Source organism: Streptococcus sp. A69, assembly GCF_058556195.1.
In genome coordinates this window covers 21,384-34,708 of sequence record NZ_JBZUJU010000002.1, presented here as the reverse complement: position 1 = coordinate 34,708, position 13,325 = coordinate 21,384, and the positions used below count along the sequence as shown (strand labels likewise).

General features: G+C 43.0%; 12 protein-coding genes and 1 riboswitch. All 12 genes read right to left on the bottom strand.

Annotated elements, in window-relative coordinates:
- Positions 1 to 37: 37 nt before the first annotated feature.
- Complete coding sequence (locus tag AC4ME5_RS04200; protein WP_045617903.1) at positions 38 to 724, bottom strand: YoaK family protein; 687 nt, start codon at positions 722 to 724, stop codon at positions 38 to 40.
- Between the two features lie 126 nt (positions 725 to 850).
- A complete protein-coding gene (locus tag AC4ME5_RS04195) occupies positions 851 to 1,534 on the bottom strand; it encodes a hypothetical protein (protein ID WP_084939474.1) in 684 nt (227 codons plus the stop codon).
- A gap of 293 nt (positions 1,535 to 1,827) precedes the next feature.
- Complete coding sequence (locus AC4ME5_RS04190; protein WP_491800104.1) at positions 1,828 to 2,601, bottom strand: NUDIX domain-containing protein; 774 nt, start codon at positions 2,599 to 2,601, stop codon at positions 1,828 to 1,830.
- 1 nt (position 2,602) lies between these two features.
- Positions 2,603 to 3,382 carry a nicotinamide riboside transporter PnuC gene (pnuC, locus tag AC4ME5_RS04185; protein ID WP_084939475.1) on the bottom strand — a complete coding sequence of 260 codons (780 nt, stop codon included), beginning with the start codon at positions 3,380 to 3,382 and terminating at the stop codon, positions 2,603 to 2,605.
- Between the two features lie 9 nt (positions 3,383 to 3,391).
- Complete coding sequence (locus AC4ME5_RS04180) at positions 3,392 to 4,450, bottom strand: AAA family ATPase (protein WP_491800102.1); 1,059 nt, start codon at positions 4,448 to 4,450, stop codon at positions 3,392 to 3,394.
- A gap of 143 nt (positions 4,451 to 4,593) precedes the next feature.
- Entirely contained in the window at positions 4,594 to 7,026 is a 2,433-nt protein-coding gene (locus tag AC4ME5_RS04175) for an ATP-dependent Clp protease ATP-binding subunit (RefSeq protein ID WP_096421479.1), read from the bottom strand.
- A 1-nt stretch (position 7,027) separates the two neighbouring features.
- Positions 7,028 to 7,486, bottom strand: coding sequence for a CtsR family transcriptional regulator (locus AC4ME5_RS04170; RefSeq protein WP_001211263.1), 459 nt, complete (start codon positions 7,484 to 7,486; stop codon positions 7,028 to 7,030).
- A 118-nt stretch (positions 7,487 to 7,604) separates the two neighbouring features.
- Entirely contained in the window at positions 7,605 to 8,333 is a 729-nt protein-coding gene (locus AC4ME5_RS04165; protein ID WP_000136202.1) for an ABC transporter ATP-binding protein, read from the bottom strand.
- Positions 8,333 to 9,340 (bottom strand): ABC transporter substrate-binding protein, encoded by a 1,008-nt coding sequence (locus AC4ME5_RS04160; protein ID WP_000754552.1) that lies wholly within the window; start codon positions 9,338 to 9,340, stop codon positions 8,333 to 8,335. Before AC4ME5_RS04160 ends, AC4ME5_RS04165 begins: the two co-directional genes overlap by 1 nt.
- A gap of 37 nt (positions 9,341 to 9,377) precedes the next feature.
- The gene (locus AC4ME5_RS04155) at positions 9,378 to 10,136 is read right to left on the bottom strand and encodes an ABC transporter permease (protein WP_491800100.1); all 759 of its coding nucleotides are present in this window, start codon (positions 10,134 to 10,136) and stop codon (positions 9,378 to 9,380) included.
- Complete coding sequence (locus tag AC4ME5_RS04150; protein ID WP_000647686.1) at positions 10,099 to 10,389, bottom strand: thiamine-binding protein; 291 nt, start codon at positions 10,387 to 10,389, stop codon at positions 10,099 to 10,101. Before AC4ME5_RS04150 ends, AC4ME5_RS04155 begins: the two co-directional genes overlap by 38 nt.
- 73 nt (positions 10,390 to 10,462) lie before the next feature.
- A riboswitch (TPP riboswitch) is annotated at positions 10,463 to 10,565 on the bottom strand.
- A gap of 103 nt (positions 10,566 to 10,668) precedes the next feature.
- The gene (gene polA, locus AC4ME5_RS04145; protein WP_223326768.1) at positions 10,669 to 13,302 is read right to left on the bottom strand and encodes a DNA polymerase I; all 2,634 of its coding nucleotides are present in this window, start codon (positions 13,300 to 13,302) and stop codon (positions 10,669 to 10,671) included.
- Positions 13,303 to 13,325: the final 23 nt, after the last annotated feature.

The window sequence follows — 13,325 nt, the reverse complement described above, 5'->3', positions numbered from 1 at the left end:
AAAAACGGCAAAGCTCAAAAATGAGTCTTGCCGTTTTTTATATGTTTTCATCTTGTAAATCTAATTGCTTCACTCTAGCTATATAATAGGACATAATCAAAAACAAATTGAGGCTGACAATCCATATAGACCATTCATGAAGAAAATGCATCAATACAGCCAAGCTGATTGCGCCCACTATGAAACTTCCCACAACAATCCCATAATTTAAGGCCTGACGACGGTATTCTTGGATATTTCCTTCTCTTCTAGCAATGCGATACAAAGCGGTCAACATCTTTCGGTAATTTCCAGACGTCATAAAAATGACATAGGGATGATCTTCAATCAAACTGCCCGTAAATGTTAACATCATCATTCCTGTTCCAAAAGCGATGCAAGGAACTTCTATTAGAGGAAATCGTGAAAAGAAAGGGAGAATAAGAGTTCCAATAAATAAAGGGAGCAGCATCTTAACCCGCCAGTAGGCCGTTTTGCGGTATTCTTTCATGTGCAATGCAAACAGAAATCCTAGAGAAAAGAAAATAATAGAGCAGAATCGTAGCATCGTATTGATGACATTTGAGTCGTGCCAATCAGATATCAGTAGGAGAATATTCCCTGTCTGTGTCGCTACCAAACTATGGTATTGAATATGGCAAAACACATCCAAAGAACCACCTACAAATCCAAGAAATACTCCCATCAATCGTGTGTTTTGAGGTAAGATTAATTTATCCGCCATGTATTATCACTCGTTTTCCTTTGATTTTTTTATTATACCACTTTCTCTTGGAGAAACTAAGTGAAAAACAGTTGACTCACTCTTTTACAGAACGATTTCTAGTAAAAGTTAAAACACCAAATTTTATTATTGAATCAAGGCAACACTCGAAACTTTACCATCCGCACCTGTTGTAATTTGGATGATTTTTCCTCCTCCGATTTTGGCATTATACTTGCCATCATCAAGAGTGTAAGAGTAGCCTCTGATAGAATAGTTTTCTTTCTTTCCATCTGCAGTTTCTACTGTGAATTGCCCCCCTGATGAAACCGTAATCGTTTCGCCATTCGCTCCCTTCCAGTTGCCTGCAGCTGCTGAGAAGTCACCATCCACCATGGTTAAAACTCCCTTGTAGCGTTTGTTGTGTTCTGCTTGCTTGTCTTGAAGTTTGCGGTCAGTTGTTGGATCATAGTTTGACTGGTTAGACTGGGCTTGAGAACCTTGTTGAGTTGACGGAGCCTGAGAAGGGGCTGGTTGACTAGGAGTTGCTTGTTCTTGTCTTGATTCAGAGGCTGGTTTCGCTTGTGACTGATCTGCTGTTGTAGAAGACTGATCAGAAGATGCTTGAGCTTTTTCAGATGAAGCTGTGCTTGAAGATTTTTGAGTCTTGCTTTCTTTGTTAGAAGAAGCTGCTTTGGAGCTTGATGACTGACTTGTCTTTGCAGAGCTACTGGTTTGAGTGGTTTCGTTTTTATTTCCACAAGCTCCCAGTAGCAAGGTAGAAGCCAATACAGTCGCTGCCATCAATTTGATATAGGTTTTCTTTTTCATTTTTCTACTCCTTTGTAACATTTTTAAAATGTTAAGAAATCTTTTTGTAATATAATTGTAACATTGGGCTTTGAATCTGTCAACTATTTAGAGAACCTATTTTAAAAATTGTTCCCTCCACTATTTCAATTCGTAATTGAAACGAAAAAATAGAAAAATTTCCTAGATTAGAGTCCTATTTTTTGCATCGTACTTATATAATCGCTTGCATTGTTCTATAATAAAAACAGTCGCAACAGAAAAGCAATCTAATAATAGTAAACAAGGAGGTCGGGATTTTGGTCCCGACCTCTTTATTTCAATCGATAGGTTTTTCTTGGCTTCTTTTTAGGCACTCGTTTGAGTCCGACTTCTTCTACATATTCGCCGTATTTTACGAGAAAGTTATTGCTGACGATGGGCCGACCTGGGTTGATGAGATTGACCAGTTCGGTTCCTTCATAGACAGTAAACTCTTCCTCCAGCAGATAAAGGAAGGTCGGATTCCAGTCGAGACGGCCTTGAATTCGTTTGATGGATTCTTGGATAATGGCATAATGGTCAAAGGCGAAGGCTTGCTCCTCCAACTCTACTCCCTCAAGATAGCATTTGCCTGTCTGAAAATCGACATCTACAAAAACGACATCCTTGGCATCATCTCCTGCCTGAACGAGATCTAAGGCACGACTAGGTAGGTACACTAAGTGGGCAATGGTCACTGTCCAGCCCCGTGGATCACGCCCGGGAGTCGAGACGGTCATCAATTGCTCGATTTTTTCCAAAGGTAGATCGAGATTGACTTCTTCTCTCACTTCGCGCTGACAGGCATGTGCAGCATCTTCTCTCTTGTCCATAAAGCCTCCAACTAAGGCCAAACAGTTTTGATAAGGGTGGGCCTTGCGACGGATTAGCAAGAGTTTGATTTTTCCTTCGACGAAGCAGTAGGCCACCATATCCACCGTCACACTAGGTTTTTCATATTGAGGGAGTTCCTGCTTGTAGTACCAGTCTAAAAACTCCTCCTGACTGGCATGAATTTCATAATATTCTTTTTCCGTCATTCCTTCTGGAATCTTCGTGTCTACCATTTTAAGCCTCCTTTCGAACTGCCTTGGTCCATTGGTACCATCCCACTAGACTATTGAGTGTGTAAACCCAGTACATCCCTTGGATGTGGATATTTTCACCCCACCAGAGGTAGATACTAAAGAGATTGGTTGCAATCCAGAAAATCCATTGTTCACGGTAGAGACGTGTCATCAAGAGCTGACCGACACCATTGGTCGCATCGGTAACACTATCACGGAAAGGGCGAGCGCTATGGATACTTTGATAAGCCAAGCCCATACCAATCCAGATGATGGCAGTCAAGACCAAGTACTTGAGCCAGTCCACCAAAGACAGTTTCTTGGCTTCAAAGTGGGATTCTTCTGGTTTTCCTTGGTCGTTGATACGATTGGACAACCAAGCATAGAGACCAATCGGCTGCATGACAAAGAAGTAAACAGTCGTCAAGACTTCGCCATAAAAAGTCGCATTCATAGCTAAAATCAAATAGATAGCCGAGTTAATGGCTCCAAAGAGATAATTGCTTGCACGCCCTTCTGCTACCAAGATAACACAGACAATCCCAGTCCAAGATGCAAACAAGCTTAACCAATCGTGACTATCTGTATTTTGAGTGAATTCCAAAATCAAGGGAACACTTGACAAGGCGATGAGATACAACCATTGGAAGAGGCTACGGCCGACAAAGAGATCTTTCCAGAGCAAGTGCATGATTCCTACAAAACCAATCTTGCGGGCTTCTGCATGGACATTTTTAAAGTTTTCGATAAATTGTGTGATTTTTTCAGTTAGTTTTTTCATATTTTTCTCCTAATCTGCTTGGTAAATGGCATCAATAGCCACTTTTGCTGCTTCATAATTGCCTAGGTAATCCTCCGCTAGATAAACTAAAGGAATGGTCGTTAAATATCGCTCCCTCATCTGATCCAAATGCTGGGAAAAACTGTAGCGAATGTGGTCTTCTGCCATGGTCATATCTCTAAATCCGTCATTGACATAGGAGCCAACAGGCTGCAAAAAGAGAATCAAATCCCATTTTTCCTTGGCCAAGATGGAGGCAAAGAGATTGTCAAAGGTTTCTCCTGATAAGTCCTCTTGGTCCTCAGTCTCCATGTAATAGTCATAGTAACCCTTGGTTACCAAGGAGTTGGTATCGGCTATCACTAGGCCTCGATTGGCATTGCTATCGATTAGCTTGGAGGTCTGGTCATACTGCCCTAAAAGGAGATAATAGTAATCTTTTGGAGTCAATTCATCGTCGCGGACATTGTTTTTGATCTGGTACTCACGCGCGTATTCCAGACTAACGGGCGCATCGTAATACCTTGCCAAATCCTTGGCCAGAGTGGTCTTCCCATTGCTAGCACTTCCCATAATTAACACTTTCTTAGTAAACTGACGACGGAAGGGTTGAGCAATATATTTCCAATATTTGCTTGGATTTTCTCGAATCATAGTCGCTGAGATACCAAACTTTCTTTCTTGCAAGACAGTGCCAAATCCACGTTTAGCTAGTTCTTGCTGGTATTCTTCTTCTCCCACAAAGAAAGTCAGTTCTTGCTGGGTTTCATCATAGGAAATCTCCTCTAACATCTGGTTCAACCACTCCTGCCAGCCCATAGGATAACGGGGAAGATTGGTCTCATCCAGCTTGCAGACAGAGGTCAATTCGTCATCACGAAAAGCCTCTCGGATATAGCGAAATCGTTTTTGAAGACTTAAACCTACCTGCTCCCCTCGGTCTCCCTCGTAGCCTGAAACGACTACCCAGACCTGGTCACACTTACGCTTCGCTCGCTGGATCAGATCGATATGACCCTGATGAAGAGGGGCAAAGGTCCCAAATACTACTGCTGTTTTCTTTTTCATAAACATTTTACCTTTTTATAATTTTTGATATTTTTATTTTCTATGTTTTTATTATATCTTATATTTTTATTTTTTCAAGGGTTTTTATTATTTTTTATAAAAAAGTGATAAAAAAGAATCAGGATTCCTCCTGATTCTCATTTTTAAGCAATATCAAATTTCAATTGTCCAGCTTTGACACCAATTTTGAGGGTCTTACCTGCTACCAGTTCTCCCTTAAGGAGGAGTTCTGCCAACTTGTCTTCCACTTCTGTTTGCAGTGTTCTGCGAAGTGGACGAGCTCCCATTTCTGGATTGTAACCGTGACTAGCTAGTAACTTCAGTGCCGAAGCTTGCAGTTTCAAGTCGATGCCTTTCTCTGCTAGGCTAGCAATCAATGGTTTAACCATGATCTTGACAATTTCCTGCATGTGTTCGCTATCCAAGCTGTGGAAGACCACCTTTTCATCAATACGGTTGATAAACTCTGGTCGATAAGCTTTTTTCAACTCTTCGAAGATTCGTTTTTCCATATTTTCTTGGTCAAAACGAATGTCCTTGGCCCCAAAACCGACAGTCTTGTCATCACGAAGGGCTGTCGCACCAAGGTTTGACGTCATGATGATAATGGTATTTGAAAAGTCAACCTTGCGCCCCTTGCTGTCTGTTAGAACTCCATCATCCAAGACCTGCAAGAGGACATTAAAGATATCTGGGTGGGCCTTCTCGACCTCGTCAAAGAGGAGTACGGAGTATGGTTTATTGCGGACCTTCTCGGTCAACTCCCCCCCTTCTTCGTAGCCCACATAACCCGGAGGAGCTCCATTGAGACGGCTGGCTGCGAATTTCTCCATATACTCACTCATGTCAAAGCGGATAAGGGCTGATTCGTCATCAAAAAGAACTTCTGCCAAAGCCTTAGCCAATTCGGTCTTACCGACACCCGTCGGTCCTAGGAACATAAAGGAGCCAATCGGACGCTTGTGACTGCGAATACCTGACTGGTTACGGCGAATGGCACGGCTAATACTTGAAACAGCTTGATCTTGTCCGATGACGCGTTTATGCAGTTCTGCTTCCAAGTTCAAGTATTTCTTAGCATCTGTTTGCGTCAGCTTTTGGACTGGGATACCTGACAAGCGACTTAAGGTGGTTAAAATATCAGATTCTGTCACCAAGTCTTTATAGACAGGCAATTCTTGTTCTTTTGCGATTAGCTGGCCTGCTTGTTTCCACTTGCCATCCATCAAGGCCTTGTCAGCTGGACTCAAGTCGGTTTCATCCATTCTCACATGCTTGGATTTGTTTTGCACTGTTGCTGCCGCCTCATCCAATAGATCGATGGCAGAGTCTGGCAAGTGACGGCTTGTCAAGTAACGATGCGCCATCTTGACAGCTGTTTCAACCGCTTCATCTGTGATTTGCACACGGTGGTGTTTCTCATAGGTAGCCTTCAAGCCCTGTAAAATGGTCATACTGTCGGCCACGCTTGGCTCTTCGATCGTCACTTTGGCGAAACGACGAGAAAGGGCTGCATCCTTTTCGATATGTTTTTGATATTCCTCCTGAGTAGTCGCACCAACAGTTTTCAAAGTTCCACGAGCCAAGGCTGGTTTCAAGATATTAGCCGCATCCAGAGTCGAGTCAATCCCGCTCCCAGAACCCATGATAGTATGGAGTTCATCGATAAATAGGATGACTTGGCCATCTTCTTCAATATCCTTGATGATATTGTTCATGCGCTCTTCAAAATCCCCACGGAAACGTGTTCCCGCAACGACATTCATCAAATCAAGCTCTAACACACGCATCTTGGCCATTTCCGCAGGCACATCACCACTAGCAATACGCTGGGCAAGTCCAAGTGCCAGAGCTGTTTTCCCGACACCAGCATCCCCAACCAAGACCGGATTGTTCTTGGTCTTCCGACTCAAAATCTGAATCATACGCGAGATTTCCTTGTCCCGACCGATGACTGGCTCTAACTTGCCAGAGCGCGCTTGCTCCGTCAGGTCATGCGTGTAGTCCTCTAGACCGCCACTTGGAGTCTGAGGCATGCCCATCATATTAGCCATAGAATTTTGCTTATCAGAAACCGTACGATGGCGTTGGCGTAAAGCCTTGAGGTCTTCACGAGTCCATCCTGCACGTTCCTCTAAATTGCGACGAAGGGCAGCAATCTTGACCTGATCTTTCTTGTCTTCATAAGAAAAACCAGCCCTCTCCAAGATACGAGTCGCCAAGGCATTGCCATCATGCAAAATCGCATAGAGGACATGCTCTGTCCCCAACACCTTAGCATGGACCACTGAGGCCACATACTCTGCTTCTGCAAAGAGAACCTCCAAACGATGGGAAAAGGGCAATTCTGTAAAGGTTTCATCCTGGCTATAGTCCGTTTCAGTCAGTTCCAACGCAACCTCTTCTAAACGGTCCATTTCATAAGGATAATCATTTAGAGTCGCACCTGCCACACTGTAACTGTGATTGGACATGGCAATTAACAAATGCCAAGACTCTAGATATCGGGCTCCAAAATGGCCAGCAACCATGTAGGCACTTTCGATACATTCATTCAATGCTTTTGAATAATTCATCTTACTTCTCTTTTCTATCTACCTCTTGTAATAGCTGCCGGAGCATATTGGCACGGACAACTGAGGATTCCTCCCCTAGGACACGATCTGTTGCTACTGAAGTCAGCAAGGTCATTTCCTGCTTGGTCATCAAGTCCTGCTCCACCAAAAGCTGGAGAATATCCTCATAAATCTCCTGACTAACTCGCTCACCAATCGAGTAAAGCAAATCGCGGAGCATCTCATGATGACTGGAAAACTCAATCCGCCCAATGCGAATGTAGCCTCCACCACCTCGCTTACTCTCAACCAAGTAACCTCTACTTTCCGTAAAACGTGTCTTGATGACATAGTTGATCTGACTTGGCACAACCTGAAAGGTATCCGCCAACTGACTCCGCTGCAATTCCACGATACCAGACTGGTCTAAAATTGCCTTGATATAGGCTTCGATATGATCTGATGTATTTTTAAATCTCATAGTAAATCAAACTCCTTCTTTGAACCTTGACTATCTTTGACTATTATACCGAAATTTTTGATTTTTTAAAAGGAAAAGGGAGCAAGTAAAGAATAATCTTCACCGACTCCCTATTTTTCTACTTATCTAAACCTAATTCTGCCAAGATTTGACGTTTGTAGGCAATCTTTTGGACTTCCTTGTCCTCATCTTCAGACCAATCTAGTTTAATTTCTGAAACAATCTGCCCAGGGCGATTTTTCAAGATATAGATGCGGTCGCTGAGACTGAGGGCCTCCTCGATACTATGCGTGATGATCAAGGTCGTTAGCTGCAACTGCTTATGAATCTCCAGATACCAAGCGTGAAGCTCCATCTTGGTCATCTCATCCAAGGCGCTAAAGGCTTCGTCTAAAAGAAAGAGTTTGTGCCCAAAAAGGTAGGTACGAAGCAAGGCCACACGCTGGCGCATTCCACCACTAAGTTCGTGAGGATATTTGTTCCGTACAGCTGTCAACTGGAAGGTCGCAAGGATGTCATCCGCTCGAGCAATGGCTTCTGCCTTATCAATCTTTTGGATCAAAAGGGGCAGGATGATATTGCCAAGCACCGTCTTGTGCTCCAAGAGGAGATCCTTTTGCAACATATAACTCACGCGCCCCTTAGGATTTTCCTCGCCATCAAGGACAATTCGCCCAGACTGGACTTCTAAAATCCCAGCGATTAGGTTAAAGAGAGTGGTCTTTCCAACACCACTTGGACCTAGGATAGAAACCACTTCACCCGAAGTCACCTGCAGGTTGATGTCCTCTAAAATCTTTTCATCGCCATAGGCATAGCTTACGTGTTCTAGTCTAATTTCTGTCATTATTTTACAAATTCATTAGTGAAGCCTTTGTCTGTCAAGTCTTCTTTAAGGATACCATTTTCTTTGTCCCATTTGTAGAAGGCATTCCAGCGAGCAGCATCAAATTGTCCCCATTTTTCCTTGTCACTTGCGTATTCTTTTGACAAGTATTTTTGCGATTCGATGACAAAGTCACGTTTTTCCTTGAGTTCAGGTGCATTCTTGATGAGAATATCCGCAGCTTCTTCTGGATGTTCCATAGCATATTGGTAGCCTTTTTTGATGGCTTGGATGACTTTACGAGCTTCTTCCTTGTTGTCTTTGAGATAGTCGTTGTTTGCGATAATAACTGGTGAGTAGTAGTCAAATTCCTTGACATAGTCTTTCAAGTACATGAAGTTGGCGTCTACACCTTGAGATTTGGCAAGGATACCGTCCCACCCATAGTAGATCCAAGCAGTGTCAAAGACGCCATTGGCAATTGGTGTGATGGAGTTTGAGTCGTTGTTTGGTACTTTTTCGACCTTTTCGAAGTCTCCACCTTGAGATTCCACCAAGGTTTTCAACATAGCAAGTTCAGTCGGGTCATTCCAAGTTCCGTATTTCTTCCCAACCAAGTCCTTTGGACTGCTGACATTGTCCGATTTACGTGAGATGATTCCTGATGTGTTGTGCTCAACGATAGCGGCAACGGCAGTGATGCCTGCCCCTTTTTCTAATTTCTTAGCCATGTAGTCTTGGAAATAGATAGCAAATGGTGCCTTGCCATTGATCACCAAGTCTGAAGAACTTTCTTCTGGTGGCAATTTCAAGTCAACATCCACTCCAACTTCTTTGAAATAGCCTTTTTCCTTTGCTACATAAAGACCTGTGTGGTTGGTATTTGGCGTCCAGTCTAGGATAAAGTCAATCTTCTTAACTTCTGCTTCTTTGTTGTCCTTAGAAGCAGTTCCTTGACCACAAGCCACAAGCACGACAGCTACAAGAGCTGTTACAAGCGTTAAAAACACTTTCCATGTTTTCTTCATTTTCATTTCCTCTTTTCTTTTTCAAAAACGCTCTATTTTAAGTACGTTTCCATTTAATCACATATTTTTCACTGATATCGACCAGCTTCATACCTAGAAGACTGATAATCGACACCAGAATAATAATGGCAAACATGGTATCATACTGAAACAGTTTTTTAGACTGAATCATATAAACACCAAGACCTTCAAAACCTCCCAACCACTCAGACACCACGGTTGTGATAAAGGCGTAGGAGACACTGACCCTCAATCCCGCATAAAAGTAGGGCAGGCTGACTGGTATTTTAAAATGCCAAAGGATTTGCCAAGGGTTTGCTCGCATCAGACTAAACAAGGTCAGCATATCCTTGTCACAATGTCTAAAACCGTCCAAGATACTGACAATGATAGGGAAGGTTGTCGTCAGAATAATCAAGACAATCTTGGGCAAAATCCCATAACCTAGCCACAAGACCAAGATAGGAGCTATCGCAATGGTCGGAATGGTCTGGATAACCACCATCATAGGGTAAATCAGATCATTAAGCCAAGTCAGACTATCCATGAGCACAGCCATGAGACAGGCAATCAAAACTCCCAAAATTAGACCTAGTAAAGCCACTCTCAAGGTCGCCCAGCTATGGTGCCAGAGAAATTCTCTGTCGCGAACAAAGGCCTGGAGAATTTCAAAAGGAGTTGGCAGGATAAACTTGGGTAAAAGTTTGAATATTCCCGCTAACTGCCAGACCGACAAGACTCCGAGAAATCCCAAAAGACTAATCTGTCGTCTCATCATACTTTTCAAGTTTCTCATCAATGCTTAAAATCTCTCCCACATTTATTTTGACATTGGCAAAGACATTATCTGCCTCCTGCCCGGCCACTTCAAGCGCTTCTTTGAGAATGCGCATAAGCTCATCAAACTCCCCTTCCAAGACCGTTTCAAATGGTGTCACCACCATGGTCACGGACTGAGCTTGCAGATAAGCAATCACTTGATCGATAATACCAATTCGATCAATCCCCTGTGATAAGGGCAAAACTTGCAAGGCAATGCTTGCTTTCATAAAAACCTCCTTTTCTCAGGTTTCCTTTTGACAAAAAGAAAAACCTTTCCCATATATACGGAAAAGGTGCAGAATTCGACTAAGTATCCTTCCCTACGCTGGCATTACCCAGATCAGGTGCGGTCGAAGTTTAACACTTCCTCTCAGACTGTACACAGACTCCCGTATATTATATGGACATATGATAACGCAAAACAAGTAAGATGTCAAGGAAACTGCTTACAGAAAACCATGAAAAAGAGTTTGAAGGCAAATGCTTCAAACTCTTTCATAACTTTCTTATTTAGCCTCGTACCAGGTTGCTCCTTCATTCTCATCAGCAATGAGTGGGACACTGAGCTGGATGGCTTCTTCCATGGTTTGTTTCACTAGAGTTTTGACGGCTTCTAGTTCTGATTTTGGAACCTCAAGGACGATTTCATCATGCACTTGCAAGAGCATCTTGGTCTGATAGCCACCTTCAACTAGAGCTTTGTCTAGCTGAATCATAGCAATTTTGAGAATATCCGCCGCCGAACCTTGGATAGGAGAGTTGATAGCTGTCCGCTCTGCAAAACCACGAATGTTAAAGTTGCGCGAATTGATATCTGGTAGCTCTCGACGGCGCTTGAAAAGGGTCTCTACATAGCCCTTATCACGCGCCTCACGTACCACTTCTTCCATATAGTTTTTGATTCCAGGAAAACGTTCAAAATAGGTATCAATGTAGGCTTTGGCCTTCTTACGACTAATACCAAGATTGTTTGCCAAACCAAAATCTGAAATCCCGTAAACCACTCCAAAGTTAACAGCCTTGGCATTGCGACGGTCATTTGGAGTCACATCCTCAGGGCGTTCAATTCCAAAAACACGCATAGCTGTTGAGGTATGGATATCGGCTCCCTCTTGGAAAGCCTTAATCAAGTGCTCATCCTTAGAGATATGCGCCAAAACGCGCAACTCAATCTGTGAATAGTCCGAGCTGAGTAGTACACTATCCTCCCACTCTGGCACAAAAGCCTTACGAATCAAGCGACCTTGTTCCAAACGAACAGGAATATTTTGCAAGTTTGGATCCACACTAGACAGACGACCTGTCTGGGTCAAATCCTGTACATAGCGCGTGTGAATCTTGCCATCATCTAAAATCCAATCCTGCAAGCCAACCACATAAGTCGATTGAATCTTAGCAATCTGACGGTAGTCTAGAATTTTCTTAACAATTGGCACAATAGGGGCTAGGCGCTCTAGCACATCCACCGCTGTTGAGTAACCTGTCTTGGTTTTCTTAGTGTATTCGAGGGGGAGACCTAACTTTTCAAAAAGTAGTTCACCAAGCTGTTTAGGCGAGTTGATATTAAACTCCTCACCAGCCAGCTCATAAATCTCTTGAGTCAGTTTTTCAATGACAAGTTCATTTTCAGCCTGCATCTCGATCAAAGTATCTTTTTTGACCTTGATACCAGCAATTTCCATCTTGGCAAGGACAAAGGCCAGAGGCTGCTCCATGTCATAGAGAAGGTCTAACTGTCCATGTTCACTGATTTTTTCAAGTAAAACAGGTTCGGTCTCAACCAATACAGTAACCTTGCGAGCCAAATGCTCCAAGAATTTCTCTCTCTCAGGGATGGCCTTCTTGACCCCCTTGCCGTAGAAGGTCTCATCATCGACCATGTAAGTTTGACCATAGAGACTCGCGATTGTTGAAATTTCATTATTCTCGACAGTAGAGAGAAGGTATTTGGCCAAGCGACTATCAAAAGCAGGGGCCTGTAAATTCAAACCAAAACGATTTAAGAGGACTTTGGCTTTCTTAAAATCATACACTTTCAGAGGCGTTTTTTCTAAAAATTCCTTGAAAATCGGTTCCTGCAAGAGCTCAAGTTTATCTGTAGCATAGAGCTTGTCTCCACAAGACCATGCAAAACCAACCAAGTCATCTGTATGGTAGTTCTCACCAAAAAGCTCAAAGTGGAAGATAGAGTCTGCACTCAGCATGTCTTGACTGACGTGGTCAACAATAGTGAAATCCAAGTTTTCAGGCGCATCCGTTGATGAAATATTTAAGGCTTGCTTGAGCTGTTTGAAGCCCATCTCATCGTAGAATTTTCCGAGATTTTCCACATCTGGTCCACTATAGAGCAAATCATCAAGGCCAATCTCAATCGGTGCCTGAGTCTCAATAGTCGCCAAGGTTTTAGACAGGAAGGCTTGTTCCTTGTCATTGATGAGATTTTCCTTCATCTTCGAAGCCTTCATGCCATCGATATTTTCATAAATACCCTCTAGCGAACCGTGTTCTAGCAAGAGCTTGATACCCGTCTTTTCACCAATCTTAGTGACGCCAGGGATATTATCAGACTTATCCCCCATAAGGGCCTTGAGATCTATAAACTGAGACGGTGTGAGTCCCATCTTCTCCATAAGATAAGCTGGTGTAAAGGCCTCAAACTCAGCCACACCTTTCTTGGAAATCTCGACCACTGTGTGCTCATCCGTCAACTGGATTAAGTCTTTATCTCCGCTGACGATTGTTACATCAAAAGATTCATTTTCAGCCAAGCGACCCAGAGTCCCGATGATATCATCCGCTTCATACTGCGGCAACTCATAATGGCGAATTCCAAGATGGTCTAGCAACTCACGAATGAAGGGAAATTGCTCACGAAACTCATCTGGAGTTTTCGCACGCCCACCCTTGTAGTCTGCATACATCTCTGTTCGAAAGGTCGTCTTACCTGCATCAAAAGCTACCAAAACATGACTAGGCTCAACTCGCTCTAAGACATGATTCAACATGAGTTGAAAGCCATAGATTGCATTGGTATGAAGGCCATTAGCATTTTTAAAACGATCCAACTGCTGATAGAGCGCAAAAAAAGCTCGAAAAGCAACAGAAGATCCATCAATTAATAATAATTTTTTCTTGTCCATACACCCATTATAAAGGAAAGCAA

Bases quoted from the DNA above. Each gene is read 5' to 3' on its own strand.
- polA (WP_223326768.1), bottom strand. From the start codon at position 13,302: ATGGACAAGAAAAAATTATTATTAATTGATGGATCTTCTGTTGCTTTT.
- AC4ME5_RS04175 (WP_096421479.1), bottom strand. From the start codon at position 7,026: ATGAATTATTCAAAAGCATTGAATGAATGTATCGAAAGTGCCTACATG.
- AC4ME5_RS04160 (WP_000754552.1), bottom strand. From the start codon at position 9,340: ATGAAGAAAACATGGAAAGTGTTTTTAACGCTTGTAACAGCTCTTGTA.
- AC4ME5_RS04180 (WP_491800102.1), bottom strand. From the start codon at position 4,450: ATGAAAAAGAAAACAGCAGTAGTATTTGGGACCTTTGCCCCTCTTCAT.
- AC4ME5_RS04165 (WP_000136202.1), bottom strand. From the start codon at position 8,333: ATGACAGAAATTAGACTAGAACACGTAAGCTATGCCTATGGCGATGAA.
- AC4ME5_RS04155 (WP_491800100.1), bottom strand. From the start codon at position 10,136: ATGAGAAACTTGAAAAGTATGATGAGACGACAGATTAGTCTTTTGGGA.
- AC4ME5_RS04195 (WP_084939474.1), bottom strand. From the start codon at position 1,534: ATGAAAAAGAAAACCTATATCAAATTGATGGCAGCGACTGTATTGGCT.
- AC4ME5_RS04190 (WP_491800104.1), bottom strand. From the start codon at position 2,601: ATGGTAGACACGAAGATTCCAGAAGGAATGACGGAAAAAGAATATTAT.
- AC4ME5_RS04150 (WP_000647686.1), bottom strand. From the start codon at position 10,389: ATGAAAGCAAGCATTGCCTTGCAAGTTTTGCCCTTATCACAGGGGATT.
- AC4ME5_RS04170 (WP_001211263.1), bottom strand. From the start codon at position 7,486: ATGAGATTTAAAAATACATCAGATCATATCGAAGCCTATATCAAGGCA.
- pnuC (WP_084939475.1), bottom strand. From the start codon at position 3,382: ATGAAAAAACTAACTGAAAAAATCACACAATTTATCGAAAACTTTAAA.
- AC4ME5_RS04200 (WP_045617903.1), bottom strand. From the start codon at position 724: ATGGCGGATAAATTAATCTTACCTCAAAACACACGATTGATGGGAGTA.